General features: G+C 74.2%; 25 protein-coding genes, 3 tRNA genes and 1 pseudogene. 17 read left to right on the top strand and 12 right to left on the bottom strand.

What is annotated here, in order from left to right:
• Window positions 1-4 precede the first annotated feature (4 nt).
• From KPF22_RS27330 to KPF22_RS27315, 4 genes are all read right to left on the bottom strand, one after another.
• A complete protein-coding gene (locus KPF22_RS27330) occupies window positions 5-1,630 on the bottom strand; it encodes an acyl--CoA ligase family protein (protein ID WP_224403702.1) in 1,626 nt (541 codons plus the stop codon).
• 109 nt (window positions 1,631-1,739) lie between these two features.
• On the bottom strand, window positions 1,740-1,931 hold the full coding sequence (locus KPF22_RS27325; protein ID WP_062399810.1) for a ferredoxin: 192 nt from the start codon (window positions 1,929-1,931) through the stop codon (window positions 1,740-1,742).
• Between the two features lie 95 nt (window positions 1,932-2,026).
• Window positions 2,027-2,284, bottom strand: coding sequence for a hypothetical protein (locus KPF22_RS27320; RefSeq protein ID WP_208824563.1), 258 nt, complete (start codon window positions 2,282-2,284; stop codon window positions 2,027-2,029).
• A gap of 148 nt (window positions 2,285-2,432) precedes the next feature.
• A complete protein-coding gene (locus KPF22_RS27315) occupies window positions 2,433-4,322 on the bottom strand; it encodes a propionyl-CoA synthetase (protein ID WP_224403701.1) in 1,890 nt (629 codons plus the stop codon).
• 190 nt (window positions 4,323-4,512) lie between these two features.
• Here KPF22_RS27315 and KPF22_RS33380 point away from each other — a divergent pair, with 190 nt between their 5' ends.
• The 6 genes from KPF22_RS33380 to KPF22_RS27285 all read left to right on the top strand — a co-directional run bounded on the left by KPF22_RS33380 (window position 4,513) and on the right by KPF22_RS27285 (window position 7,724).
• On the top strand, window positions 4,513-5,874 hold the full coding sequence (locus KPF22_RS33380; RefSeq protein ID WP_224403700.1) for a GDSL-type esterase/lipase family protein: 1,362 nt from the start codon (window positions 4,513-4,515) through the stop codon (window positions 5,872-5,874).
• 185 nt (window positions 5,875-6,059) lie between these two features.
• Window positions 6,060-6,278: a hypothetical protein gene (locus KPF22_RS27305; protein ID WP_062399816.1), complete on the top strand. Its 219-nt coding sequence runs from the start codon at window positions 6,060-6,062 to the stop codon at window positions 6,276-6,278.
• Between the two features lie 120 nt (window positions 6,279-6,398).
• Window positions 6,399-6,471 (top strand) — tRNA-Glu (locus KPF22_RS27300).
• Between the two features lie 40 nt (window positions 6,472-6,511).
• Window positions 6,512-6,585, top strand: a tRNA-Asp gene (locus tag KPF22_RS27295).
• A gap of 36 nt (window positions 6,586-6,621) precedes the next feature.
• Window positions 6,622-6,695: transfer RNA gene (locus KPF22_RS27290), tRNA-Phe, on the top strand.
• Window positions 6,696-6,779: 84 nt separating this feature from the next.
• On the top strand, window positions 6,780-7,724 hold the full coding sequence (locus tag KPF22_RS27285) for an MBL fold metallo-hydrolase (RefSeq protein WP_224403699.1): 945 nt from the start codon (window positions 6,780-6,782) through the stop codon (window positions 7,722-7,724).
• On the opposite strand, the gene KPF22_RS27280 is transcribed toward KPF22_RS27285, so the two are convergent.
• The gene (locus tag KPF22_RS27280) at window positions 7,708-8,646 is read right to left on the bottom strand and encodes a hypothetical protein (protein WP_224403698.1); all 939 of its coding nucleotides are present in this window, start codon (window positions 8,644-8,646) and stop codon (window positions 7,708-7,710) included. The two genes, KPF22_RS27285 and KPF22_RS27280, sit on opposite strands and share 17 nt — an antisense overlap.
• Window positions 8,647-8,734: 88 nt before the next feature.
• Here KPF22_RS27280 and KPF22_RS27275 point away from each other — a divergent pair, with 88 nt between their 5' ends.
• Window positions 8,735-9,676 (top strand): endonuclease/exonuclease/phosphatase family protein, encoded by a 942-nt coding sequence (locus KPF22_RS27275; RefSeq protein ID WP_208824573.1) that lies wholly within the window; start codon window positions 8,735-8,737, stop codon window positions 9,674-9,676.
• On the opposite strand, the gene KPF22_RS27270 is transcribed toward KPF22_RS27275, so the two are convergent.
• The 3 genes from KPF22_RS27270 to KPF22_RS27260 form a co-directional block, all read right to left on the bottom strand.
• The gene (locus KPF22_RS27270) at window positions 9,658-10,284 is read right to left on the bottom strand and encodes a MerR family transcriptional regulator (RefSeq protein WP_062399820.1); all 627 of its coding nucleotides are present in this window, start codon (window positions 10,282-10,284) and stop codon (window positions 9,658-9,660) included. The two genes, KPF22_RS27275 and KPF22_RS27270, sit on opposite strands and share 19 nt — an antisense overlap.
• A 10-nt stretch (window positions 10,285-10,294) precedes the next feature.
• Entirely contained in the window at window positions 10,295-10,849 is a 555-nt protein-coding gene (locus KPF22_RS27265) for an ATP-dependent Clp protease proteolytic subunit (RefSeq protein WP_224403697.1), read from the bottom strand.
• A 62-nt stretch (window positions 10,850-10,911) separates the two neighbouring features.
• Window positions 10,912-11,394 (bottom strand): MarR family winged helix-turn-helix transcriptional regulator, encoded by a 483-nt coding sequence (locus KPF22_RS27260; protein WP_224403696.1) that lies wholly within the window; start codon window positions 11,392-11,394, stop codon window positions 10,912-10,914.
• 91 nt (window positions 11,395-11,485) lie between these two features.
• Between KPF22_RS27260 and KPF22_RS27255 the strand changes: the two genes are divergently transcribed.
• Window positions 11,486-12,136 (top strand): FMN-dependent NADH-azoreductase, encoded by a 651-nt coding sequence (locus KPF22_RS27255; protein ID WP_224403695.1) that lies wholly within the window; start codon window positions 11,486-11,488, stop codon window positions 12,134-12,136.
• Window positions 12,137-12,143: 7 nt separating this feature from the next.
• Here KPF22_RS27255 and KPF22_RS27250 read toward each other — a convergent pair whose 3' ends face one another.
• Together KPF22_RS27250 and KPF22_RS27245 are read right to left on the bottom strand one after the other, a co-directional pair.
• Entirely contained in the window at window positions 12,144-12,875 is a 732-nt protein-coding gene (locus tag KPF22_RS27250) for a phosphotransferase enzyme family protein (protein WP_224403694.1), read from the bottom strand.
• Entirely contained in the window at window positions 12,854-13,894 is a 1,041-nt protein-coding gene (locus KPF22_RS27245) for a sigma-70 family RNA polymerase sigma factor (protein WP_208824582.1), read from the bottom strand. Before KPF22_RS27245 ends, KPF22_RS27250 begins: the two co-directional genes overlap by 22 nt.
• A gap of 235 nt (window positions 13,895-14,129) precedes the next feature.
• Between KPF22_RS27245 and mftR the strand changes: the two genes are divergently transcribed.
• Window positions 14,130-14,768: a mycofactocin system transcriptional regulator gene (gene mftR / locus KPF22_RS27240; protein ID WP_208824584.1), complete on the top strand. Its 639-nt coding sequence runs from the start codon at window positions 14,130-14,132 to the stop codon at window positions 14,766-14,768.
• A gap of 61 nt (window positions 14,769-14,829) precedes the next feature.
• Here mftR and KPF22_RS27235 read toward each other — a convergent pair whose 3' ends face one another.
• Window positions 14,830-15,855 carry a hypothetical protein gene (locus KPF22_RS27235; protein ID WP_224403692.1) on the bottom strand — a complete coding sequence of 342 codons (1,026 nt, stop codon included), beginning with the start codon at window positions 15,853-15,855 and terminating at the stop codon, window positions 14,830-14,832.
• A 644-nt stretch (window positions 15,856-16,499) separates the two neighbouring features.
• Here KPF22_RS27235 and KPF22_RS27230 point away from each other — a divergent pair.
• Window positions 16,500-16,703: a cold-shock protein gene (locus KPF22_RS27230; protein ID WP_020627638.1), complete on the top strand. Its 204-nt coding sequence runs from the start codon at window positions 16,500-16,502 to the stop codon at window positions 16,701-16,703.
• Window positions 16,704-16,780: 77 nt separating this feature from the next.
• On the opposite strand, the gene KPF22_RS27225 is transcribed toward KPF22_RS27230, so the two are convergent.
• A complete protein-coding gene (locus tag KPF22_RS27225) occupies window positions 16,781-17,581 on the bottom strand; it encodes a TspO/MBR family protein (RefSeq protein ID WP_224403691.1) in 801 nt (266 codons plus the stop codon).
• Window positions 17,582-17,734: 153 nt separating this feature from the next.
• Between KPF22_RS27225 and KPF22_RS27220 the strand changes: the two genes are divergently transcribed.
• From KPF22_RS27220 to lon, 7 genes and pseudogenes are all read left to right on the top strand, one after another.
• Window positions 17,735-18,427: a bifunctional DNA primase/polymerase gene (locus KPF22_RS27220; protein WP_368858481.1), complete on the top strand. Its 693-nt coding sequence runs from the start codon at window positions 17,735-17,737 to the stop codon at window positions 18,425-18,427.
• A gap of 283 nt (window positions 18,428-18,710) precedes the next feature.
• Window positions 18,711-20,054: a DUF445 domain-containing protein gene (locus KPF22_RS27215; RefSeq protein WP_208826569.1), complete on the top strand. Its 1,344-nt coding sequence runs from the start codon at window positions 18,711-18,713 to the stop codon at window positions 20,052-20,054.
• A gap of 159 nt (window positions 20,055-20,213) precedes the next feature.
• Complete coding sequence (locus KPF22_RS27210; protein ID WP_062399838.1) at window positions 20,214-20,678, top strand: helix-turn-helix domain-containing protein; 465 nt, start codon at window positions 20,214-20,216, stop codon at window positions 20,676-20,678.
• 5 nt (window positions 20,679-20,683) lie between these two features.
• Window positions 20,684-21,412, top strand: coding sequence for a hypothetical protein (locus tag KPF22_RS27205; protein ID WP_224403690.1), 729 nt, complete (start codon window positions 20,684-20,686; stop codon window positions 21,410-21,412).
• A gap of 207 nt (window positions 21,413-21,619) precedes the next feature.
• Window positions 21,620-21,874, top strand: coding sequence for a DUF2516 family protein (locus tag KPF22_RS27200; protein WP_062404096.1), 255 nt, complete (start codon window positions 21,620-21,622; stop codon window positions 21,872-21,874).
• A pseudogene (locus KPF22_RS27195) lies at window positions 21,871-22,408 on the top strand (YbaK/EbsC family protein). Before KPF22_RS27200 ends, KPF22_RS27195 begins: the two are co-directional and overlap by 4 nt.
• A 245-nt stretch (window positions 22,409-22,653) precedes the next feature.
• Window positions 22,654-24,996, top strand: a complete 2,343-nt coding sequence (lon, locus tag KPF22_RS27190) for an endopeptidase La (RefSeq protein WP_224403689.1) — start codon at window positions 22,654-22,656, stop codon at window positions 24,994-24,996.
• Window positions 24,997-25,013: the final 17 nt, after the last annotated feature.

Genomic DNA, 25,013 nt, shown 5'->3' with positions numbered 1-25,013 from the left:
TGCGTCAACCCTGGATGCGCGAGTCCCCGCGGCCGGCCCACTCCTTCTCGCGGAGCTCGAACTTCTGGACCTTGCCGGTGGAGGTCTTGGGCAGCTCGTCGACGACCTCGACGTACTTGGGTGCCTTGTAGCGGGCGATCCTCGTCTTCACGTGGTCGATCAGCTCCTGCGGCTCGGCGGAGCGGCCCGGCTTGAGCACGGCGAAGGCCTTGCAGACCTCGCCCCACTTCTCGTCCGGCACCCCGACGACGGCGGCCTCCAGCACCGCGTCGTGCGAGACGATCGCCTGCTCGACCTCGACGGTGGAGATGTTCTCGCCGCCGGAGATGACCACGTCCTTGGCCCGGTCACGCAGCTCGACGTAGCCGTCGGGGTGCACGACGCCAAGGTCGCCGGAGTGGAACCAGCCGCCCCGGAACGCCTCCGCGGTCTTCTCCTCGTCGCGGTGGTAGCCCTTCATGACGTTGTTCCCGCGCATCACGATCTCGCCCATCGTGGCGCCGTCGCGGGGGACGTCGACCATCTCCTCGTCGACCACCCGGACCCGGTCCGCGCACACCATGCCGACCCCCTGGCGGGCCTGGAGCCGGGCCCGTTCCTCGCCGTCGAGGTCGTCCCAGGCGTGCTGGTACTGGTTCACCGCGTACGGCCCGTAGGTCTCGGTGAGGCCGTACACGTGCACGATGCGGAACCCCATCCGCTCCATCTGCAGGATGGTCGTCGGCGACGGCGGCGCGCCGGCCGTCGTGATCGTCAGCCGGTAGTCCAGGGTGACGGCCTCGGGCGAGTTCATGATCGTCGTGACGACGGTCGGGGCGCCGTTGAGGTGGGTGACGCCGTGTTCGCCGATCAGCCGCCAGATGGTGTCGCCGCGGACCTCGCGCAGGCAGACGTGGGTGCCTCCGACGGCCGTCACGGCCCACGGGGTGCACCAGCCGTTGCAGTGGAACATCGGCAGCGTCCACAGGTAGACGCTGTCCGCGGTGTGCCCGGAGTGGACGATCTCGCCGAAGGAGTTCAGGTACGCACCGCGGTGGTGGTACTCGACGCCCTTCGGGTTGCCGGTCGTCCCCGAGGTGTAGTTGATCGTGATGGTGGACCGCTCGTCGTCGACGGCCCAGGGCCGCGGGTCGTCCGAGCCGCGGGCGAGCAGGTCGGCGTAGCTCGTCCCGGAGCCGACGCCGTCGCCGGGCGCCGCAGGGTCGACGACGGTGACGATCTCGCGGACCGTGGTCAGCTCGTCGGCGACCGGGCGGACCGTTTCGTACAGGACGGCGTCGACGACCAGCACCGTGGCCGCCGAGTGGTCCAGGATGTAGCGGACCTCCTCGGTCGACAGCCGTGTGTTGATCGCGACCAGGACCGCGCCCGCCAGCGGCACCGCGAAGTGCGCGACGAGCATCTCCGGGACGTTCGGCAGCAGGTAGGCGACCCGGTCACCGGGCTCGACGCCCGATGCGGCGAGGGCGTTCGCCACCCGGGTCGCCTCCGCCGCGAACTCGGCGTAGGTGTGCCTGCGGTCGCCGTAGACGATCGCCGTGGACTCCGCGAACACCTCGGCCGAGCGGCCCAGGAAGGCCAGCGGGGTGAGCGGGGTGGTCCAGACGTCGGTCGTCGCGCCCTGTGTCACGGTCGGCTCCTTCGCAGGCGGTGCACTCGTCGCCGCGATCCTGCTCGCCGCGAGGAGTGCCCGGCAACCCGCGCCGGTCGAGCCCCCGGCGCCCCCCGACCGACGGGGCTCAGCCCTCGATCGTGATGGCGGCCTTGGGGCAGCTCCGTGCCGCCTCCTCGACCTTCGGCCGCAGCGACTCGGCCGGGTTCTCGTCGAGGATGTAGAGGTAGTCGTCGTCGCGCACCTCGAAGACCTCCGGCGCGACACCCATGCAGACCGCGTTGCTCTCGCAGCGGTCGAAATCCACGATGACCTTCATGGCATCCATGGTGCCCCCGCCGTGCCGACCCCGCAGGACTGAGGGCTCCCTGACCTGCGGTTATGCTTCCCTTCCTCGCTCGGGAAGGCCGCAGGTCAGCGGCTGTCGCGGGTCTGGGCGGCGGTCGGCAACGGCTGCGGCGCGAGGTTCGCGCGGGCCTGCACGGGCGTCGGTGGCGGGGTGGTGTGCGGCACCCCGGTGAGGAGCGCGGTCGTCGCCCGGGCGGTCACCGGGATGCTGCCGACCGAGGGCAGGCGCACCTCGTCGGGTTCGAGCATCGCGGCCACGCCGAGCAGGGCGCCGAGCGCCACCGGGGCGGCCAGTGCCGCGAGTCGCAGTCGCGCCGGGTCCACGGCACACCTCCACGTCGACGACCGCGCGGGGGATGCCGGGGAGCGGCAGCGGCCGTCGACCAACCATCGGGTCGCGGCCGTCCGCCGTTACCGCCATCGGGTGATCCGGGTCAAGCGGGGCGCATCCGGACCACCCGATGGAGGGCGCTCACTCCCTGCGCAGCACCGGACGCAGCGTGTCCAGCACCGACGCGTCGTCGATGGTGGAGGGCACCGGCTCCTCGGCGCCGTCGGCGATCCCGCGCATCGTCTTGCGGAGGATCTTGCCGGAACGGGTCTTGGGCAGGGCCGGGACGATCGCGACGTCCTTGAGGGAGGCGACCGCGCCGATCTGGTCGCGCACCATCTGCACGAGCTCGGCGCGCAGCCCGGCCTCGTAGCCCTCGGCGTCGCTGTCGACGCCGGACTTCAGCACCACGAAACCGCGCGGGATCTGCCCCTTCATGGTGTCCGCGACGCCGATCACCGCGCACTCCGCCACGTCCGGGTGCGAGGCCAGGACCTCCTCCATCCCGCCGGTGGACAGACGGTGGCCCGCGACGTTGATGACGTCGTCGGTGCGGCCCATGACGAAGACGTAGCCGTCGGCGTCGAGGTGCCCGCCGTCGCCGGTGAGGTAGTAGCCCTCGAACGCCGACATGTAGGAGTTGACGTAGCGCTCGTCGTCGTTCCACAGGGTCGGGAACGCACCGGGCGGCAGCGGCAGCTTCGCCACGATCGCGCCGTCGACACCGGGCTCGGCCGGGTTGCCCCGCTCGTCGAGGACCTGGACGTCCCAGCCGGGCATGGCACGGGTCGGTGAGCCGGGCTTGATCTCCAGCAGCTCGATGCCCGCCGGATTGGCCGCGATCGGCCAGCCGGTCTCGGTCTGCCACCAGTGGTCGATGACGGGGATGCCGAGCAGATCCGAGGCCCAGCGGTGGGTCTCGGGGTCGAGGCGCTCGCCGGCGAGGAAGAGGTACTTCAGCGAGGACACGTCGTACTGCCCGAGGAACGTGCCCTCCGGGTCCTCCTTCTTGATCGCCCGGAACGCCGTGGGCGCGGTGAAGACGGACTTCACCCCGTTCTCCTGGACGACCCGCCAGAACTGCCCGGCGTCCGGCGTGCCGACCGGCTTGCCCTCGTAGAGCACGGTCGTCGCTCCGGCCAGCAGCGGCGCGTAGACGATGTAGGAGTGGCCGACGACCCAGCCGACGTCGGACGCGGTGAAGATCGTCTCGCCGGGGCCGACGTCGTAGATGTTGGGCATCGACCAGGCCAGGGCGACGGCGTAGCCGCCCGAGTCGCGCACCACGCCCTTCGGCTTGCCGGTGGTGCCGGAGGTGTAGAGCACGTAGAGCGGGTCGGTGGCCTTCACCGGGACCGGGTCGGCGGGCGTGGCGTGGGCGACGGCCTCGGCCCAGTCGACGTCGGTCGGGCCCAGCTGCGCGGTGGCCTGCTCGCGCTGCAGGATCACCGTGGACGTGGGCTTGCGGTCCGACAGCTCGATCGCCCGGTCGAGCAGCGGCTTGTACTCGATGACGCGCTTGCCCTCGATGCCGCAGGACGCCGAGACGACGACCTTGGGCCCGGCGTCGTCGATCCGGACGGCGAGCTCCTTGGCGGCGAACCCGCCGAAGACCACCGAGTGGACGGCGCCGAGGCGGGCGCAGGCGAGCATCGCGATCGCGGCCTCGGGGACCATCGGCATGTAGACGACGACCCGGTCGCCGTGGCCGACGCCCTGGTCGCGCAGCACGCCCGCGAACAGCGCGACCTCGTCGCGCAGCTCCGCATAGGTGTAGGAGCGCCGCGACCCGGTGACCGGCGAGTCGTACACCAGGGCCGTGCGGTCGCCGTTCCCGGCGTCGACGTGCCGGTCGAGCGCGTTGTACGCGACGTTCAGCTCGCCGTCGGGGAACCAGCGGTAGAACGGCGGGTTCGACTCGTCGAGCGCGCGGGTCGGGGCGACGTCCCAGTCGATCCCGTCGGCCGCGCGGAGCCAGAAGCCCTCGCGGTCGTCCACACTGGAACGGAAGATCTCCTCGTAGGCGGTCACCGTCGTCCTCTTCCCCTGGCGATCCCGGCGGCCCACGGTGGCCGCCCCTCGTGTCGCCGACGACCCTAGGAGGTGACACCGACAGCGCGCAGCCCTCTCGCGGGCGGACCGCTCCGGAGGGACGGGCCGTTCGTCGATGACGATGCGCCGATCGTCGCAGTGTGACCGGGCGGATCCGTAACGTGATCGGGTGACGGCCCGACACAGCGCGTGGGGGACCCGTCCGATCCGCGGGCGGGCCCACGGACGGGAGGCGGTGCCGGTGCGGCCCGACGACGGTGCGGTCCGGTGGCGTGGCAGGCGGGGTGCCGCCGGTGCGACGGTGCTCGGGACGCTGCTCGCCGGGCTCGTGGCTGCGGGCTGCGCCCCGGTCCCGTCGGTCGTCCCGGCGGCGGCCGCGGCGACGACGTGCACCCCCGGCTGGACGGCCGCCTGGCACGCCGCGCAGCAGGCGGTCCCCGGCGACAGCCTCGCCGGCAAGACGCTGCGGATGGTGGTGCGGCCCGGCGCGGCGGGGGAGGAGCTGCGGCTGCGGCTGTCCAACCGGCACGGCGACGGGCCGCTGCGGATCGCGGCGATGACGGTCGGCGCCACCGGCCCGGGTGCCGCGGTGACCCGGCCGGTCCCGCTGACCGTCGGCGGGGCCTCCGTGGCCGACGTCCCGGCGGGTACCGAGGTGCTGACCGATCCCGCACCGGTCGCCGCCGCGGCGGGCGTGCCGCTGACGGTGAGCCTGTTCCTGGCCGAGGTGCCGCGCACGATCGGCTCGCACCCGGTCGCGATGCGCACCGCGTGGCTGTCCGGGCCGGGGGACCGCACCGCGGCCCCGGACGCGGCGGGCTTCGACACGACCCTGCAGTCCTGGCCGGTGCTGACCGGCCTGGAGGTCCTGGCGGCCCGCCCGGACGGCGCCGTCCTCGTGATCGGGGACTCCCTCGTCGACGGCGTGGGCTCCACCCCCGGCGGCGACGACCGCTTCCCCGACCAGCTCGCCGCCCGGCTGTCCGCGGCGGGCGGCGACCGGCCGATGACCGTGCTGAACGCGGGACTGTCGCGCAACCAGCTGCTGCAGGACGACCCGCCGGCCGGTGGTGACGCGCCGTCGACCCGCTGGGACGACGACGTGGCCGCCGTCCCCGGCGTGCGCGACGTGGTGCTGCTCGTCGGCACCAACGACCTCGCCGCCGGCGCGGCCGCCGGTGACCTCGTCGCCGGGCTGCAGGGCTTCGCCCAGCGGGCCCGCGCCGCGGGGCTGCGCGTGTTCCTCACCACCATCCCGCCGTCGGCCAGTGGCGGTCGCGCCACCCCGACGGCCGTCGCGGCCCGGGACCAGGTGAACGGCTGGCTCCGTTCGGACGGTCGTCGCTGGGCCGACGGGGTGATAGACGCGGCCGCCGCACTGGGCGACCCGGGTGACCCGCACCGGCTCCGTCCGGATCTGGACTCCGGCGACGGGCTCCACCCGTCGCCCGCCGGGTACCGGGCGCTGGCGGCATCCGTGCCGGTCGGGGAGCTGTCCGGCAGCCCCTGCCGGGTCTCGCCGGATCGCTGAGCCGCACCCGTCCCCCACAGCGCCGGGTGACCGGCCGTCACCCGGGAAGGGGCGTGCGGGGTCCCCGCACGATGGGTAACGTCTTGGTCACGGCCACAACACGTGGCGGTACCGACGGACACCGGCACGCGGCGCGTCCCACGGACGGGCCCGGAGCAGGTCCTGGCGGCCTACGGGGAGGCCTCGTGACCATCGGCGCGAAGCGCGGCATCGACGACGACACCAGTTCCATTCCGGCGCCGCGGAACGCGGCCGACGCCTTCAAGGTCTCCGACGACCAGGTGCAGCGCGCCCGGCTCGTCGTCGCCCGGAACTCGGACGACTCCGAGGATCTGCGCGAGCTGCTCGACATGCTGGGACTGATCTCCGGCAACCCGGAACAGCCGCCACCCGTAGCTCGCTGACCTGCGGCGACGCCGGAACCGGGGGGTGGTTGCAGGACCCCCCGGGGCGGTGTCGTAAGGTTTCCTCACTCCCAACGGACAGCCGTTGAGGGAAGGTCGAGGCCCTCGGGTCTGGTCCCAGCCCCCATCGTCTAGCGGCCTAGGACTCCGCCCTTTCAAGGCGGCAGCGCGGGTTCGAATCCCGTTGGGGGTACCGCGAGACACATCGGATACGATGCGTCTCGCGAGAGCAAGGCCCAGTGGCGCAGTTGGTTAGCGCGTCGCCCTGTCACGGCGAAGGTCGCGGGTTCGAGTCCCGTCTGGGTCGCTCCACTCTCTGGATCTCCGGTTCACCGGAGGCCGGGGCCAGGTAGCTCAGTTGGTACGAGCGTCCGCCTGAAAAGCGGAAGGTCGGCGGTTCGACCCCGCCCCTGGCCACAATCCTGATCCCCCCGCAGAGCCGGTCGGTAGCCACCGACCGGCTCTCGTGCGTTCCGGGGTCGGTTCGGTCACGATCGGCCGATGAGCTCCCACCCGCACGACATCACCGTCCCCGGCCCGCCCCGGCTGGAGGAGGTCTCCGACGGGCTCTTCGCCTACGTCCAGCCGGACGGCACCTGGTGGATCAACAACGCGGGCCTGCTCGTCGGGCCGCAGGGGGCCGTCGTCGTCGACTCCTGTTCCACCGAGCGCCGGACCCGGGCCTTCGCGGCCGCGATCGGCGAGGTCACCGACCGGTCGGTCCGCACGCTGGTCAACACCCACCACCACGGCGACCACACCTGGGGCAACGCCCTGTTCTCCGGCGCGACGGTCGTCGCGCACGAGCGGGCACGCGCGGAGATGATCGCCTTCGGCCCGCCCCGGGACCTGCCGTTCTGGGACCACGGCGACTGGGGCTCGCTCCCGCTGGACCCGCCGTTCCTCACCTTCACCGACCGCATCGCGCTGCACCTGGGGGACCTGCGGGCCGATGTCCTCCACGTCGGGACGCCCGCGCACACCACCAACGACGTCCTCGTGCACGTACCCGACCGGTCGGTCCTCTACTGCGGGGACCTGGTGTTCAACGGCGGCACGCCGTTCCTGCTGATGGGCTCGGTGACCGGCGCGATCGACGTCCTGGAGCAGGTGGTGCTCCCGCTCGGGGCCGCGACGACGGTGCCCGGCCACGGGCCGGTGTTCCGGGGCGACGGGCCGCTCCGGGACACGGTCGACTACCTGCGGTTCGTCCTCGACCTGGCCGAGCGCGCCCGCGACGCCGGCATCCGCCCGCTGGAGGCCGCCCGCGACACCGACCTCGGCCGGTTCGGCCACTGGCCGGACGCCGAGCGCATCGTCGGGAACCTGCACCGCGCCTACGCCGAGCTCGACGGCGCCGAGCGCGGCGCCCCGATCGACAGCACGGCCGCGCTCGCCGAGATGGTCGAGTACAACGGCGGGCGCCCGCTCACCTGCCTGGCGTGAGCACCGGTCGCCGCTCCCGCAGCGCGACGACGGCACCGGCCACCACCAGGACCGTCAGCACCCCGGCCGCGGCGACGGTGAGCGTGTCCGGGGCGACGAGCGGCTGTCCGCGCAGCGCCTGCCAGGTCAGCAGGGCGAGCACGCCGGTGTAGCCGGCGGCGGCCGTCGTCATCAGGTCGCGACGCGCCCGTGGGTCGGCCAGCCGTGCCACCCGCCCTGCGGCCAGCTCGAACACGATCAGCAGCAGTGGCAGCAGCTGCAGCGCGTGCATCCCGACGAAGTGCGGGACGCGCAGGTCGCCGCCCAGCGTGCTCCACCCGACCAGCGGCACGCCCGGGCCGCCGTCGGGGACGCCGACGGTGTGCGCCCCGGCGATCCCGCGGAAGTCGGCGAGCTGGTCCGGGGTCGGTGACGTCATCAGGAAGCCGAGCGCCATCCCGGCCAGCGCGAGCACCGCCCCGGCGCGGATCGCGACCGTGCGGGCGGGGTCGAGGTCGCGCACCGCGAACAGGCCGGCGGCGACCCACAACGTCGCCAGCCAGACGAGGACGATCGAGATCCCCATGGTGGCCCACAGGCCCGCGTCGAGCCGGGAGGTGTAGTTGAAGTGGCTGGTCGTGCCCCGCCCGGCCTGGACGGCGATGACGACCATCTCCACCACCAGGGCCACCGCCGCGACCGTGCCCGCGAGGAACGCGCCACGGGTCCGGCCGCGCCGGGAGCGCAGCTGGTCGTACAGCCAGGCCCAGGTCACGCAGAAGATCGCGATGGAGACGGCGAACTTGGTGGGCTTGAGCCACACCGGCGCGCCGAGCACCTCGCGCGGGTCGACGAGGGTGCCCAGCAGGCCGAGCGGGACGGCCGCGGCGCAGACGAGACCGGCGATCATCAACGGACGGTGCCACGCGAGGATGTTCCGCATGTGGATACTTTAACTATCGGATAGCTGGACTGTCCATACAGCTCTCGTGGAACCGTGCGCGGCCCGCGTCCGTTGACCACCCGTGTCCGTGATCGTCGACCGAGCCCTGCGTACCGCCGTCACCGTGTTGCCGCGGCGGTGGCGGACCGACCGGCGCTCCGCCCTGGTCGGGCTGACCGCGCTGCGTCCGCACCTCGGCGTCGCCGGACTGGGGGTCGCGGGTCTCCTGCGGCTCGCCGGGCTGCGCCGCACCGCGACGGCGGTGGGCCTGGCCGGCGCCGCGGCCGCTGCTCCCGCGCTGGGACGGGTGCTGCCGCGCCCCGACGGTCCGCTGCCGGACGGGCCCGAGCTGACCGTGCTCGTCGCGAACGTGCTGCTGGGGCGGGCCGACACCGGCGCGCTGGCCGCGACGGTGACCCGGGAGCGGCCGGACGTGGTCGTGCTGCCCGAGGCGGGCGTCGCCTACCTCGACCGGCTCCTGCCCCTGCTCGGTGGCTACCGGGGCTGGTCCTCGGTCCCGCCCGGCGTCCCGGACCAGCGCGGCACGGTGGTACTGGTCGCGCCGCGGGCCGGGGAGGTCGACGTCCGGCCCGGGCAGGGGATGCGGCTGCCGCACCTGGAGGTCACCGGTGGGCTGCTCGGTGCCCGGACGCTGTACGCGGTGCACACCTCCGCGCCGACGAACCCGCGGTGGACCGAGCTGTGGACCGGTGAGCTCGCGCTGATCGGGGAGTGGACCCGCACCCGACCGGCGCCGGTCGTGGCCGGGGACCTCAACGCCGTCGTCGACCACCGGCGGCTGCGCGACGCGTCCGGCGACTGCGTCGACGCCACAGACGGCACCGGGCGGGGGCTCGTGGGGACCTTCCCGTCGTCGCTGCCGCGCTGGGCCGGGATCCGCATCGACCACGTGCTCGTGCCCCGCGGGTCGGTGACCCGCCGCCACGTCGTCCTCGAGACCCCGGGCAGCGACCACCGAGCGGTGCTGGTGACGGTGCGGCTGCCCGGGACTCAGGACCCGGCGCGGTAGCGCTGCGCGGAGCGGCTCTCCTGGGCGATCCGGCGCAGGGCCGCGAGCAGGGCATCGCCGAGGACGGTGCCGACCAGTGCGGTCTCCGCGGCCTCCTCGCGGTCGGTGGTCCGCCCGATCGCGGCCAGGTCGCCCTCCGCGGCGCGGTCGGCGGCCTCGGCCCACGCCTGCAGGGTCTCCTCGCCGGGGCCCCAGCCCAGCTCGTGCATCCGGGCCAGCACCGACCGGGCCCCGGCCAGCGCGGGGGCGTCCTTCCCGACCTGCCAGCCCACGTGGGCCATGGCTCCGGCCAGGTCGGCCTCCGCCTCGTCGAGCGAGCCGGACGCGCCCACGTCGCCGGTGATCGCGTAGACCGTCCGGCCGAGCATGTCGTGCAGGCCGACCGCGGGGTCGTCGACGGCCGACAGGACCTCGCGGACGGTTGCGATCGGCAGCCCGCCGACCTCGACGAGCGCCCGTATCAGGCGCAGCCGGCGGACGTGTGCGTCGTCGTAGCGGGCCTGGTTCGGTGACGTCGTCTCGCCGCGGGGCAGCAGGCCCTCGCGCAGGTAGTACTTGATCGTCGCGACGGGGACGCCGGACGACCGGGACAGATCCGAGACTCGCACATCGGAGACTCTAGCTATCCGTTTCGGCCCGGGGTTCCGACAGCCCGTCGACGAGGCCGAAGGTCACCGCCTCCGCCGCCGACAGCCAGCGGTCCCGGGCGTCGTCGGGCAGCGGGGCGCCGCAGTACGCCGCGGTCAGCGACTCGATCTCGCGGCGGCGTCCGGCGAGGTGGTCGGCCCGTACCCGCACGTCGCCGGGGTGCGAGCCGCGGACCGGCCCGTCGGCGGTGGGCAGGAACGCGGCGTGCGCGCGGGCGAGCCGTTTGCCCGGCGTCCCCGACGCCACGAGGAACGGCACCGGGCCCGCGAGCGATCCCACGGCGACGGTCGCGACGTCGACACCGAGCGTGCGGATCGTGTCGTGCACCGCCATCGCGGCGACCGGGGAGCCGCCGGGCGCCAGGACGTGCAGGGTGATGTCGCGGCGCGCGTCCTCAGCGGCCAGCAGCAGCAGGCGCGCGCAGGTCTCGGCGGCGACGTCGTCGTCGAGCTCGCGGGCCAGCAGCACGATCCGCTCGCCGAGCAGACGGTCGGCGGGGTCGGACGGGGTGGACAGGACGGGCATCGGATCTCCGCTCCTCGGGTGCCGCCCGACACTAGGGCCGGGGTGGCCCACCTGACCTGCGGTTACGCCGACGGCGGACGGGGTTCGCCCTCGGCGGAGGTCGGGTCGGTGCCCGCGGTCGCGACCCGGCGCAGCAGCGTCCGGAGCGCGCCCTGCTCGTCCGGGGAGAGCGGCGCCAGGATGTGGGCCTCGGCGGTGCGCAGTCGCGTCTCGGTCTCGCAGAGCAGCGCCCGGCCGGCCGTGGTCAGCACGATCCGGCGGGCCCGTCGGTCGTTCGGGTCGGGGTGCCGCTCGATCAGTCCCGCCTCCTGGACCTTGTCCAGCAGGTAGGTCATCACGGTGCGGTCCACGCCGAGCTTGCGGGCGAGTGCGAGCTGGGTGGGCGGATCGTCCCCGGCCGCGGCGGCGAGCACCTGGAAGCCCCGCTGACCGCCGGGCAGCGTGCCGACGACGCACTGCACCGCCGTGGCGTGGTCGCGCGCGACCCGGGCCAACGCCCACGCCAGGTCGCACTCGACGCTCTGCGGGGCGGACGGACCGGACATCGTCACAGGGTACGTGCTTGCCAAGGTCTTCTCTCGCGCAGATACTCTGTTCAACAGAACATCTTCAGTTCAGATCGACCGGGAGGTCACCATGTCCCTGCTCCGACTCGACGCGAGCATCCGCACCGAGGGCTCCGTCAGCCGCGAGATCGCCGACGAGGTCGAGCGCGCCTACCTCGACGCGCGACCGGGCGCCGAGGTCGTCCGCCGTGACCTGGGCACCGCCCCGCTGCCCGCCGACCTGTGGACCACCGCGGTCGCGGCCGGGTACGTGGCCGAGGCCGACCGCACCCCGGAGCAGCGCGGAGCCCTCGCGCGCATCGCGGAGCTGGCCGACGAGGTGCTGGCCGCGGACGCCGTCGTCATCGGATCGCCGCTCTACAACTTCGGCGTCGCCGCGCACCTGAAGACCTGGGTCGACGCCCTGATCACCGACCCCCGGTTCGCGCCGGGCGGCACGCCCCTCGCCGGCCGCCCGGTCGTGCTCGTCGTCTCCCGGGGAGGCGGCTACGGGCCGGGCACCCCGCGCGAGGGCTGGGACCACGGATCCGGCTGGATCACCCGCATCCTGCGCGACGTGTGGGGTGCCGACGTGACCGTCGTGGAGACGGAGCTGACCCTGGCCGACGTGGTGCCCGCGATGAGCGAGCTGCGCCCGCTGGCCGCGGAGAAGCGCGAGCGCGCCCGCATCGACGCCCGGACGGCCGGGGAGCGGGTCGCCGCGGTGACGTCGGCCGCGTGAGGCCCGGTCAGGGGGCGGCGCGCAGCGCGGCGAGCCGTTCCCGGGCGTAGCCGGGCTCGACGGTCCAGCAGACGGCGACCTCCCACGCGTCGACGGCACGGCGGGCCTCGCGGGCAGCCCCGGGCCCACCGTCGAGGTCGAGCGCCGCCCGGTCCACCCGGCACTCGTCCCAGTCGAGCAGGCCCGGACGTCCGTCCCGGACCCGGATGTTGCCCGGACCGGGATCGCCGTGGACGACGGCGACCGGACCGCCCACCACGGCCCACGCGGCCCGGCACTCCGCGACGACGTCGGACGGCATCGCGGTCAGGTCCACGTCCCCGCCCCGGACGGCGCCCGCGAGCAGCTCGACCGTGCCCACGAACCCCGGCCGCTGGCTACGCCCCGAGGTGAGGGCGTGCAGCCGGTGCAGCTCGGCGGCGACGGCTGCCTCGTCGCCCGGCCCGGGTGGGTCGCCGTCGAGCCAGGTCCGGACGACGACCGCCCCGCACCGCCGCCGTCCGTCACCGGTCGGGACGACGTCGGGTACGCGGAAACCGTGGGCCCGCAGCTCGCCGGTCAGGTCGAGCTCCCAGTCCAGCGCCGCGGGTGTCCGCCCGCTCCGGTGGACCACCAGCCGCCGGCTCCCGTCCGTCGCCGCCCAGACCGCGCCGCGGTGCCCGCCGCCGAGCCGGGCCGTGATGCGCAGCCCCGGCCAGGCGGCGAGCCCGGGCGGCGTCAGCCGGCCTTCGGCTCCCACAGCTCCGGCCGGTCGGCCAGCTTCAGCGGCAGCCCGAAGTAGCCGAACAGCTCGGTGTTGAGGAAGATGCTCAGCCCGGTGACGGCCCCGTCCTCGATCCGCAGGGCCGTGATGCCCCAGGCCTCGAACTCGCCGTTCGGCCCGGACGGCTTCCACTGGGCGAAGCCGACCGTCCCGTTGATCTCCACCGGAGCCACCCGCGACCCGCGGCAGCCCTGCCCGGGGCCGGTCGCCATCCAGGCGATGACGTCGTCCCGGCCGCGGAACCAGAGCTCCAGCGGGGGCATGTTCTGCTCGACGTCCTCGTGGAGCAGCGCCGTCAGTGCCTCCATGTCGAACGCCTCGAACGCTGCCATGTAGCGCATCAGCAGCGCGGTCTGCGCCGGGTCCATCGCCGGGGAGGTCTGCGGCGCCGCCTCGGAGATGCCCTGTTCGCCCAGGGTGGCGCGGGCGCGCTGCAGGGCGCTGTTGACCGACGCGACCGACGTGTCCAGCAGCTCGGCGACCTCGGCGGCCTTCCAGCACAGGACCTCGCGCAGGATCAGGACGGCGCGCTGGCGGGCCGGCAGGTGCTGCAGCGCCGCGATGAACGCGAGCCGGATCGTCTCCTTCGCGACGGCCTTGTCCGCCGGGTCCCCGGCCGGCGTCGACACCCGGGCGTCGGGCATCGGTTCGAGCCACTCGGCGTCGGGCAGCGGCTCGCGCAGCGACTCGGCGACCGGGGCGCCGGGGCCTCCGATGTCCATCGGGACGGCGCGGCGCTTGCGCCCGTTCAACGCGTCGATGCAGACGTTGGTCGCGATGCGGTACAGCCAGGACCGCAGCGAGGAGCGACCGTCGAACTTCGCGACGCCCTTCCAGGCCCGGACCATCGTGTCCTGCACCGCGTCCTCGGCCTCGAAGGCCGAGCCGAGCATCCGGTAGCAGTAGCCGGTCAGCTCGCGCCGGTGGTCCTCGAGGCGTTCCTCGGGTGGCCGCTCGTCCACGGTGGTGTCGGCGGCCCGTGCGGGTGCGCTCATGGTTCCCCCTCGACGTACCCGTCCGGGTGGGTCCCGGTCCGTCTGGCCGCGAGTGTGCCGCGCCACACCGACAAAGTGGAGGGCCCGCGCGACGAACGGCCGCCGAACAGGGGCGACGTGCGCCGACGGGCCGGCCGCGACGTGGGATGATCGGGGTCGACGGCGTTCCGCTCGACCCTCCCGGTCCGCCGGTCGCAGGCACGACGGAGGAGTCGAGGAGCACGGCGGGGCGACGATGTCAGCGGTGACCGAGAACGACGGGATCGGGAGTACCGGCGGGGGCGGGGCGCGCCGCGCCGGTCGTCGCCCGGTCACGTCCCGCTCGGAGATCGAGCACATCGCGCTGGAGATGTTCAGCGACCAGGGGTTCGAGCACACGACCGTCGACGACGTCGCGCACGCCGCGGGGATCGGGCGTCGCACGTTCTTCCGGTACTTCGCCTCCAAGAACGACATCGCCTGGGGCGCCTTCGAGGAGCAGCTGGTGCGGATGCGCGCGGTGCTCGCGGCCCAGCCGTCGGACCTGCCGACGCTGGAGGGGGTCCGGCGGGCGGTGCTGGAGTTCAACCACGTCGAGCCGGACGAGCAGCCCTGGCACCGGCGCCGGCTGCGGCTGATCCTGCAGACCCCGGCGCTGCAGGCGCACTCGACGCTGCGCTACGCCTCGTGGCGGGAGGTCGTGGCCGACTACGTGGCCGAGCGTCGTGGCGAGGACGCCTCGGAGCTCGTCCCGCAGAGCGTCGGACACGCCTGCCTGGGCGTGTGCATCGCGGCCTACGAGCGCTGGCTGGCCGACGACGGCTCCGAGCTCGCCGACCTCCTCGACGAGGTGCTGCGGGCGCTGCAGCGGGGCTGGGCGACCGAGCTCCCCTGAGACGCACCGCGACGGCGCCCCGGTGCGGGACGCCGTCGCCTGGTCGTGCCTGCGTCGCAGGTCAGCGGGTGGTGCCGAACAGTCGCTCCCACAGGCTCGGGCGGGTCGGCGCGGCGTCCCGGGTCCGGGCGTCGGCCGGGGCCTGCGGAGCGGCGGTGCCGTCCGGGGCGGTGGCGACGGCCGGGGCGCCCGGTGCTGCCGGGGCCGCGGGCACGGCGGGAGCGGCCGGGGCGCCCGGAGCGGCAGGGGCAGCCGGAGCGCCCGGGACGGCCGGGGCCGACGGAGCGGTGGGCGCACCCGGGACGGCGGGCACCGCCGGGGCCGCGGGAGCACCCGGGACGGCCGGGGCCGCCGGCGCCTGCGGGAGGGCCGGGGTCTGGGGGGCCGCCGGGGTCTGCGGAACGGCCGGAGCGCCCGGGACGGCCGGGGGCTCGGGGGCCTGCCCGACCGCGGTGTCCGAGGTGACGGCGACGGCCGGGGTCACCGAGGCGGCCGGCGCCGCGGGGGCGACCGGGGCGGCCGGCGCCGCGGGGGCTGCCGGGGCGGCGGGCGCCGCGGGGGCGACCTGCGCCACCGGAGCGGCCGGAGCCGCCGGAGCCGCGGGCACGGCGGGCGCGGCCGGCGTCCCCGGGACGGTGGGGGTGGCCGGCACCGCGGGAGCGGCGGGGGCCGCGGGCACGGCCGGAGCGGCGGGCGCAGCCGGGACGGCGGGCGCGGCCGGGACGGCGGGCGCGGCCGGTGCCGCCGGCGCCCCCGGAACGGCCGGGGCGGCGGGAACCTGCGGCGCGGCCGGCGCGCCGGGGACGGCCGGCGCGCCGGGGACGGCCGGAGCGGCCGGGGCGCCCGGAGCCGCCGGAACGCCCGGGGCGGCCGGGGTCGGCACGTCCTGGACGGGGACGGTGGTGTCCGCGGGCGTCGCCGGGGCGGTCGCCGCGCCGTTCCCGAAGAGCGTGTCGAACAGCCGGTCCAGCGGGCCGTCGGACGCCGCGGCGGGCGCGTGGGTGACGGTCGCGACCGGGGCGGAGGCACGAACGGGCTCGGCCGCGCCGGCCACGCCGGCGCCGTACACACCCAGGGTGCCGATCATGAGGGTCAGGGCGACGGAAGTGGTGACTCGGGATCGCACGGTCTCTCCAGTTCGCTGTGCTGCTGCACGGGGTGACGGACGGCGCCGAGCTTGCGGTCACCGGGCGTCGTCCACCAGTGGCCCGATCGTGGCCACACGAGTCACAGGGGCCCCATCGGTCACGCTGCGAGCCGATCGCACCGCAACGCACCCGGAACGGGCGACCCCGTCCGGGGGCGGAGGAGGCCGCCGGACGGGCCCGGACCGCCGTCACCACCCGAATCGGGGAGGGCGGGCGCCCGGCGCTCACCCGACGGCGTGGAACACGTCCTGCGCTCACCCGTTCGGGACGGCGATGACCGCCCGTCGCCGATCGGCGGATCGGATCTCACGTTCCGTGATCGCGCCGGAATGGTGCGACGGGCGGTCGGCGTCGCGGAACGGGCCCGTGCGGGGGCGTCGAGTGAGGACGGTCGACGTGCCGGAGAGCCGTGGTAGCGTCCGCGTCGGTTGCAGTCGTTCTTCTCCGATCGCCGCGAAGCGTCCGTGTGAAGTTGTGACGGTGGGCGTCGTCGATCGGTGCTGAGGTGCCACGGCGGTGTCCACGCGACCTCCGGCTCTTGCTGTGAGGGCCGGAACCGCTCCATCTGAGAAGGACACACGCTATGCCGCAGGGCACCGTCAAGTGGTTCAACGCCGAGAAGGGCTTCGGCTTCATCGCCACCGACGACGAGGGACCGGACGTCTTCGTCCACTACTCCGCCATCGAGTCGAACGGATTCCGCACGCTGGAGGAGAACCAGCGCGTCGACTTCCAGGCCAGCCAGGGCAAGAAGGGCCCGCAGGCCGACTCGGTCCGCGTGATCTGACTTCTGCGCGGGCACGACCCGCGCACCGCGACGGCGCCGGCTCCCCTCGGGGACCGGCGCCGTCGTCGTTCTCGGGGTCAGCCGAAGGCCGGCCGCAGCCCCTCCCGCGCCCGCAGCGCCGCCGCGACGACCACCGCCACGACGCCGAGCGCCGCGACCACGGTCACCGGCACCGTCCCGGCCCCCAAGGACTCCACCGCGACCCAGACCAGCGCCCAGACGGCCGTCGCCGCGTAGGGCAGCGCCGCCGTCGTCCGCCGGGCCGCGACGCCCGCGGCCAGCACACCGGCACCGAGGAGTGCCGCGGCCGTCACCGGGCCGAGCGGCGCGCCCCAGTAGGTCAGCGTCACCGAGAACCCGGCCACGGTCGCGAGTGACACCCAGCCCGTGTAGAAGGCCAGCGGGCCGTGCAGGAGTGCCCGGTCGGCCAAGCCCTCGGCGGGGAACGCGGCGAGCCGGTGCAGCACCACGGCCAGGGTCACCAGCAGTGCCACGATCAGCAGCTGCGCGGTGCCCAGGAGCTCCTGGGAGAACACGACGATCCAGCCCGCGTTGAGCGCCGCCGTCGCCACGAACAGCCAGCCGGTCGCCCGGTGCACCGGGCGCGACCGCTGCCCGGGCAGCGACTGGTACACCGCGTACACGAGCAGGGCCAGGTAGATGAGGCCCCACACGGAGAACGCCACCGTCGCCGGGGTGACCAGTGAGGGGTAGCGGTCGCTGAGCACCCGCTGCGACTCCCCGAACGTCCCGCTGCCGCCGAGCGAGCCCGCCACCGCCTGCAGCACCGCCGCGGCGAGCACCGCCCAGGTGCGTGCCGTGTCCATCCCGGTGGCCGGGCCTGCCGTGCGGCCCGCCCTCGCCGTCGTCGACGCCATGTCCAGTCCTTCCGATCGTCGCAACCATCTCGATGATAAAGACAATCGACGCACGAGGCATGTCGAGCGGTACGACGACCGGCACTGCGCCGGACGGCGGCGGGGTTGCCACCGGTCGTCGGTCCGCTGCGCCCGGTCACCCGCCGTTCACCGGTGGTCGCGACGCCGTGCGGTCGGCGTTCCCCGCTCGTCTCGCCGCTGCGCACCCTCGCCGCGTACCCCTCGCGAACTCGTGCCCGGAGCCCGATCCTGGTGTTGTACTTCACAGGGAAAGCGGCACCACAGGGGTTGTCGCACAAGCGGAAGGAAGTGACCTCCATGTCCTGGTGGGACAGCTACCGAGCCGTCTACGGCGCGGAGCTGCGAGCGGCCGCTCGCGAGTACGCCGACCACGGTTGGCCGCTCGTGCCGGGGCCGGGCGCGGAGGTCATGCTCGCGACGGGCGACGTGCTCGACGTGGTCGAGGTCCCGGCGGCCATCGGTCGCCAGGTCTGCCGGACGCTGCGTGAGGCTGGCGAGGTCGTGCCGGTCGCCGCGACGCCCGAGGACACCTGGTGGTTCCCGATGAGCCCGCGGCACGCGCTCCCGGCCGAGCTGAGCCTGCACACCGACGTGGTGCTGCACACCGACGGCATCGGCGTCGTCGCCCCGCCGACCGAGCGGCCAGAGGGCTGGGTGCAGTGGCGCGTGGCCCCGGCGCGGGTCGGCTACCGGGTGCCCGAGGCCGCGGTCGTCGTCGAGGCGATCTGCGACGCGGTGCGCCGTCGCGACAGCGAGCAGGCCCTGCCCGACGAGCAGGAGGCGCGGGTCGAGCAGTCCGGCGTCCCGGGCGCCCTGCGGCGCTGACCCTCCCGCGCGGCCCGGACGGAACCGAGGATCCGGCCCGCGCGACCGCGTACCGCCCGCCCGGGTTCCGTCCCGCTGCCGTCCCCGCCGATCACCTGCGGGGGACGCCGGGACCGGCCGGGCGGTACGCCCGGAAGCGGCGCCCGAGGGGGCACTTCTCCCTCGCCGCGCAGCCGCTCCACCGGCCACGGCCGGGTCCGGCGGGACATCCCCCGGGCCCGGCCGGGACCCACGGCGCATGCCCCCGCCGCCCGATGTCGGTGTCCCCGGGCACTATGGGTGTGTGCAGACCTCCCGCGCGCCGGAGCGCCCGACCCCCGTCCCGCAGCGGGACCGCACCGTCGGGTCCGTTCCCAGCGTCCCCCTCGGCGGCTTCGGCCCCGGTGACGAGCAGAAGCGGCGCGACCTGCGGCGCATGAAGGCCGTCGCCACCGGGTTCCTCCTCGGCGCGACGGTCGTGTTCTTCGTCGCGAAGTACTTCGAGGTCGTCCGCGGTGTCCCCGGGGCGGACTACGTCCGGGCCGCCGCCGAGGCCGGCATGGTCGGTGCGCTCGCCGACTGGTTCGCGGTGACCGCGCTGTTCCGGCACCCGTTGCGGATCCCGATCCCGCACACCGCGATCATCCCGCGCAAGAAGGACATGATCGGTGACAGCCTGGGCGACTTCGTCGGGGAGAACTTCCTGTCCGAGTCCGTCGTCCGCGACAAGCTCGAGCGGATCGGGGTCAGCGAGTCGGTCGGGCGGTGGATCGCCGAGCAGCACAACGCCGACCGGATCACCACCGAGCTGGTCACCGCCGCGCGGGCCCTCGTGACCGTGCTGCGCGACGAGGACGTGCAGAACGTCATCGAGACCGTCGCGGTGCGCAAGCTGATGGAGATCCCGGTCGGTCCGCCGATGGGCAAGGCGCTGGAGGGCGTCCTGGCCGACGGCGCCCACCGCAGGCTGGTCGACCTCGTCTGCGACCGCGCCTACGACTGGGTCGCCGACAACCAGGAGATGGTCCTGCGGGTCGTGCACGACCGCGCACCGTCCTGGACGCCGCGCTTCGTCGACGACCTCGTGGCCGACAAGTTGTTCGCCGAGATCCGCGGGTACGCCTGGGCGGTCAAGACCGACCCCGAGCACCCGCTGCGGCACGCCGTGGACCGCTACCTCGCCGAGTTCGCCCGCGACCTGCAGCACGACGCGACGACGATGGAGCGCGCCGAGCAGGTCAAGCGCCAGGTCGTCGAGCACCCGGAGGTGCAGCACTTCATCGGCCGCGCCTGGACGGTCGTGAAGTCCATGGTCCTCGACGCGGCCGACGACCCGTCGAACGAGCTGCGCCTGCGCGTGCGCGACGGCCTCATGGCCTTCGGGCGGCGGCTGGGCCGCGATGCCGAGCTGCGCGCGAAGCTCGACGGCTGGCTGGCGGACGCCGCGTCGTACGTCGTGCGGCACTACCGGCACCAGATCACCACCCTGATCACCGAGACCGTCGCCCGCTGGGACGCGGAGGAGACCTCGCGCAAGATCGAGCTCCAGGTCGGCCGGGACCTGCAGTGGATCCGGATCAACGGCACCGTCGTGGGGGCGCTCGCCGGCCTGGTCATCCACGCCGTGGGGGAGCTCGTCATCGGGTGATCGGTCGGGGGTCCCCGGATGACATCGCACCGTCACCGGGCCGTCACCGACGTGGCGCACGCCACGTGACCAGCGCTAGCACCGTGCTTGCAGGAGCTAGCAGTACCGCGTACGGTCGATTCCGTCAGTGAGGAACGGATCGAGGCGGAGGTGAGACGGATGGCCACCGAGCGCAAGCACGGAGAGCGTGAGTCCGTCGAACCCGTCGAGCGCGTCGCGCAGGCCGTCGAGAGCGTCGGTCAGACCGTGGGGCACGCGGTGGAGGACATCGGGTCCTACATCCGCGCCCAGCGCGAGGCCGCCCAGGTCTCCATGCGGCAGCTGGCCCGCACCGCGGGCGTCAGCAACCCGTATCTCAGCCAGGTCGAGCGCGGACTGCGCAAGCCGTCCGCCGAGATACTGCAGCAGATCGCCAAGGGGCTGCGGATCTCCGCCGAGGCGCTGTACGTCCGCGCCGGGATCCTCGAGGAGCGGCCCGCCGGTCAGGTGACCGACGCGGTGCTCACCGATCCGACTCTCAACGAGCGGCAGAAACGTGTGCTGCTCGATGTCTACGAGTCCTTTCGCAGGGAGAACGGCCTCTCTGCCGGCACCACCGACACCCCCACCGATACGAGGAAGTGATCACCATGGCCGTGAACCTCCCCACCAGCGCCGACGTGCAGAAGCTGCGTGAGCAGACCGCCGAGCAGGCCGAGGTCGTCCGCACCCCGCTGCTCGCCGTGCTCGGCGCCGGCGACTTCGCCGTCACCACCGTGAGCAAGGCCGTCACCGACGCCCGCTCCACCGCGACCAAGCGCGCCGAGGAGGTGCAGACCCGCGTCCAGGAGCTCCCCGACGAGCTCAAGGAGCTCCGCGGCAAGCTGTCCTCGGACAACATCCGCAAGCAGGTCGAGGAGTTCCGCTCCGAGGTCGAGGGCGTCTACGTCGGATTCGCCCAGCGCGGTGAGAAGGCCTGGGGCCGGATCCGCAAGCAGCCGCAGGTCAAGCAGGCCATCGCGACCGTCGAGGGTCTGACCGAGAAGTTCGACACCCGCGTCGACGAGTTCGTGGACGAGACCCACGACGTCGCCGTCAAGACCCTGGGTGCGGTCACCACGCAGACCCGCTCGGTCGGTGAGAAGGTCGCCCGCCGCGCCCAGACCGCCGCGAGCGAGGCCGCCGAGGTCGTCACCGAGGTCTCGAAGGAGGCCGCCGAGGCGATCGAGGAGGCCGGCGACGAGGTCGCGTCGACCACGCGCTCGACCGCGCGCCGCACCGCCGCCAAGACCGACCCGAAGACCGCCACCGGCGCGAAGGTCCCGGCCCGCAAGCCGACCACCCGCCGCGGCACCTCGACGGCGTCGGCCAAGAAGTGACACCCGCCGGGCCCCGCGCCCGGTGAGCACGACCCGCGCCCCCGGCCGATCCCGATCGGCCGGGGGCGCCGTCGTGTGCGGATGCGGATCGTCCTGCCCGGATCCGGCGCCGGACGTGACCGGCGCCCGGGTTGTCCGTACCCTGGCCGAGTGCTGTCACTGCCAGGTGCCCCCGATGAACTGATCATCTTCGTGATCAAGTGGATCATGGTCGTGGTCGGCGGGTTCTCGTTCGGGCACGCACTGATGCAACGTGCGGACGCCTTCACCGCGGCGGGCAAGCTCACCAAGAACGCATGGCTGGGCATCACCGGCGTCGCGCTGCTGCTCCTGATCATCACGAACGGCCCGATGTTCGGCGGTGCCATGTTCTGGCTGGCCGCCACCGTCGCGACGCTGGTCTACCTGGTCGACGTCAAGCCCGCGGTGATGGAGGTCCAGGGCGGCGGACCGCGCTGGTGAACCACCTGGTCCTCGGGACGCTCACGGCCGTCCCGGCGCCGGCCCGGCCCGACCTGCTCGCGGAGCCCGTCGCCGTCGCGCCGGCGGAGTTCGACGCGGGCCGGATCGCCGTCGCCGAGATCGATCCCGACCTGGCCGGCACCGCCGCGTTCTGAGCCGCCTACTCCTCCCGGTCGAACGGGCCGCGAACTGCGCGGTCGTCGCCGGGAGGCGTGGCGGCGAGACCCGGTACGTCGCCTGCGTGGTCCTCGCGACGACCCGGGTCGACGTCGACGGCGCGGTGAAGCGCCGCCTCGACGTGCGCACGGCGTCGTTCGCGCCGATGGACGACGCCGTCGCCGTGACCGGGATGGCCCACGGCGGCATCACCCCGATCGGGCTCCCCACGGACTGGCCGCTCCGGCTGTCGCCCGGGGTCGCCGGGGCCGACGCCGTCGTCGCCGGGAGCGGGACGCGGGCGGGAAGCCGGCGGTGCCCGGCGACCTGCCGGCGTCGCTGCCCGGCGCCGAGGTCGTGCCGGACCTCGCGCGCTGAGTCGGCAGCCCGTGCTGCGGGCGGCCTCCGCGGCGGTGCACCCCAGCCGGTGGCCACCCCCGCGGGGGAGCGGGACGGCGGGCCCGTCGGCCGAGGTCCAGCCCGCGGGCAGCAGCAGGAACTGGCCGCCCGCGGAACCCGGTGTGCCCACGGTCGCCGTGACGTGCTCCGGTGGTCGCGTTCGCCCTGAGCGGACACGACTCAACTCCGGGAAGCGGAGGACCCTCCGTGTGGTTGGGCAGGGCATGAGTGACGTGCTGACGCTCCCGGTCCTGCCCCTCGACGACGCCGTGGTCCTGCCCGGCATGGTCGTCCCCGTCCGTCTCGACGACTCCGACACCCGTGCCGCGGTCGACGCGGCCACCGCCGCGGCCCAGGACCGCGACGACGGGAGACGGGTGCTCGTCGTGCCCCGCATCGACGGCCGCTACGGCGCCATCGGCGTCGTCGCCGTGCTCGAGCAGATCGGCAGGCTCCCCAACGGGGACCGGGCCGCCGTCGTGCGGGGTGAGCGGCGCGCCCGCATCGGGTCGGGGGTCTCCGGCCCCGGCGCGGCGCTCTGGGTCGAGGCCGAGCCGGTCGACGCCGGCGAGCCCACCGGCCGCACCCACGAGCTCGCCCGCGAGTACAAGGCCCTGGTGATCGGCATCCTGCAGCAGCGGGGAGCCTGGCAGGTCATCGACTCCGTGCAGCAGACGAACGACCCGGGCGCGCTCGCCGACCTCGCCGGGTGGGCGTCGTGGCTGGACGTCGCGCACAAGGCCGAGCTGCTCGCCGAGACCGACCTCGACGCCCGGCTGGAGAAGCTCCTGAGCTGGACCAAGGAGCACGTCGCCGAGCAGGAGGTCACCGAGAAGATCTCGAACGACGTCCGTGAGGGCATGGAGAAGCAGCAGCGCGAGTTCCTGCTCCGCCAGCAGCTCGCCGCGATCCGCAAGGAGCTCGGTGAGGACGACCCGGAGGGCTCCGACGACTACCGCGCCCGCGTGGAGGCCGCCGACCTGCCCGACGACGTCCGCAAGGCCGCGCTGACCGAGGTCGGCAAGCTGGAGCGCTCCTCGGACCAGAGCCCGGAGTCCGGCTGGATCCGGACCTGGCTCGACACCGTCCTCGACATCCCGTGGAGCACCACGACCACCGACTCGTCGGACCTCGTGGAGGCCCGCCGCATCCTCGACGCCGACCACGCCGGTCTCGACGACGTGAAGGAGCGTCTCGTCGAGTTCCTCGCCGTGCGCGCCCGTCGCGAGCGCAAGGGTCTCGACACCGTCGGCGGCCGCGGCTCGGGCGCGGTGCTCTCGCTGGTCGGCCCGCCCGGCGTCGGCAAGACGTCGCTGGGGGAGTCGGTCGCCCGCGCGCTCGGCCGGAACTTCGTCCGCGTCGCGCTCGGCGGCGTCCGGGACGAGGCGGAGATCCGCGGCCACCGGCGCACCTACGTCGGCGCGCTGCCCGGCCGGATCGTCCGCGCCATCCGCGAGGCCGGCTCGATGAACCCCGTCGTGCTGCTCGACGAGATCGACAAGGTCGGCAGCGACTTCCGCGGTGACCCGACCGCGGCGCTGCTGGAGGTCCTCGACCCGGCGCAGAACCACACGTTCCGCGACCACTACCTGGAGGTCGACCTCGACCTGTCGAACGTCCTGTTCCTGGCGACGGCGAACGACGGCTCCGCGATCCCCGGCCCGCTGGCCGACCGCATGGAGATCGTGACGCTCGACGGCTACACCGAGCCGGAGAAGGTCGCGATCGCCCGTGACCACCTGCTGCCGCGCCAGGTCGCCAAGGCCGGTCTCGACGACGGCGACGTCGAGTTCACCGACGTCGCGCTGTCGATGATCGCCGCCGAGTACACCCGGGAGGCCGGGGTCCGGCAGCTGGAGCGGGGCCTGGCGAAGGTGCTGCGGAAGGTGGCCGTCCAGCTGGACGCGTCGGAGACCGAGCGCCCGGTGCACGTCGACGCCGACGCGCTCGTCACCTACCTCGGCCGTCCGCGGTTCACGCCGGAGTCCGCCGAGCGGACCTCGGTGCCGGGCGTCGCGACCGGGCTGGCGGTGACCGGTGCCGGTGGTGACGTGCTGTTCATCGAGGCCACCTCGATGGACGGCGAGCCGGGCCTGCAGATCACCGGGCAGCTGGGCGAGGTGATGACCGAGTCCGTCTCGATCGCGCTGTCCTACCTGCGCTCGCGCGGGCTGGCCGGTGACCTCGCGTCGCGCAAGCTGCACGTGCACGTCCCGGCCGGTGCGGTTCCGAAGGACGGCCCGTCCGCCGGCGTCACGATGACGACGGCGCTGGCGTCGCTGGCCTCCGGACGTCCCGTCCGCAGCTCGTTCGGCATGACCGGTGAGGTGACACTGCAGGGCAAGGTCCTGCCCATCGGCGGGGTGAAGCAGAAGCTGCTCGCCGCGCACCGGGCCGGACTGACCGACGTGATCATCCCGAAGCGCAACGAGCCGGACCTGGACGACGTCCCGGCCTCGGTCCGCGAGGAGCTGCGGGTGCACCCGGTCGCCGACGTCTCCGAGGTCCTGGCGATCGCCCTGGAGCCCGCCCACGACGCGGCGACGGCCGAGCAGTCCGCGGCCTGACCTCCGTCCGACCCGCG

The organism is Pseudonocardia sp. ICBG1034 (genome assembly GCF_020131375.1).
Classification (GTDB): domain Bacteria; phylum Actinomycetota; class Actinomycetes; order Mycobacteriales; family Pseudonocardiaceae; genus Pseudonocardia; species Pseudonocardia alni.
Note: the sequence above shows the minus strand (reverse complement) of the source record. Positions and strands in the feature narration are given on the sequence as shown.

Excerpts from the sequence above, each read along its gene's own strand:
- KPF22_RS27255 (WP_224403695.1), top strand. The coding sequence starts at position 11,486 with ATGTCCCTGCTCCGACTCGACGCGAGCATCCGCACCGAGGGCTCCGTC.
- KPF22_RS27200 (WP_062404096.1), top strand. The coding sequence starts at position 21,620 with ATGGTCGTGGTCGGCGGGTTCTCGTTCGGGCACGCACTGATGCAACGT.
- lon (WP_224403689.1), top strand. The coding sequence starts at position 22,654 with ATGAGTGACGTGCTGACGCTCCCGGTCCTGCCCCTCGACGACGCCGTG.
- KPF22_RS27265 (WP_224403697.1), bottom strand. The coding sequence starts at position 10,849 with ATGCCCGTCCTGTCCACCCCGTCCGACCCCGCCGACCGTCTGCTCGGC.
- KPF22_RS27280 (WP_224403698.1), bottom strand. The coding sequence starts at position 8,646 with ATGCGGAACATCCTCGCGTGGCACCGTCCGTTGATGATCGCCGGTCTC.
- KPF22_RS27225 (WP_224403691.1), bottom strand. The coding sequence starts at position 17,581 with ATGGCGTCGACGACGGCGAGGGCGGGCCGCACGGCAGGCCCGGCCACC.
- KPF22_RS27285 (WP_224403699.1), top strand. The coding sequence starts at position 6,780 with ATGAGCTCCCACCCGCACGACATCACCGTCCCCGGCCCGCCCCGGCTG.
- KPF22_RS27235 (WP_224403692.1), bottom strand. The coding sequence starts at position 15,855 with ATGATCGGCACCCTGGGTGTGTACGGCGCCGGCGTGGCCGGCGCGGCC.
- KPF22_RS27260 (WP_224403696.1), bottom strand. The coding sequence starts at position 11,394 with ATGTCCGGTCCGTCCGCCCCGCAGAGCGTCGAGTGCGACCTGGCGTGG.
- KPF22_RS27245 (WP_208824582.1), bottom strand. The coding sequence starts at position 13,894 with ATGAGCGCACCCGCACGGGCCGCCGACACCACCGTGGACGAGCGGCCA.
- KPF22_RS27230 (WP_020627638.1), top strand. The coding sequence starts at position 16,500 with ATGCCGCAGGGCACCGTCAAGTGGTTCAACGCCGAGAAGGGCTTCGGC.
- mftR (WP_208824584.1), top strand. The coding sequence starts at position 14,130 with ATGTCAGCGGTGACCGAGAACGACGGGATCGGGAGTACCGGCGGGGGC.
- KPF22_RS27325 (WP_062399810.1), bottom strand. The coding sequence starts at position 1,931 with ATGAAGGTCATCGTGGATTTCGACCGCTGCGAGAGCAACGCGGTCTGC.
- KPF22_RS27210 (WP_062399838.1), top strand. The coding sequence starts at position 20,214 with ATGGCCACCGAGCGCAAGCACGGAGAGCGTGAGTCCGTCGAACCCGTC.
- KPF22_RS27205 (WP_224403690.1), top strand. The coding sequence starts at position 20,684 with ATGGCCGTGAACCTCCCCACCAGCGCCGACGTGCAGAAGCTGCGTGAG.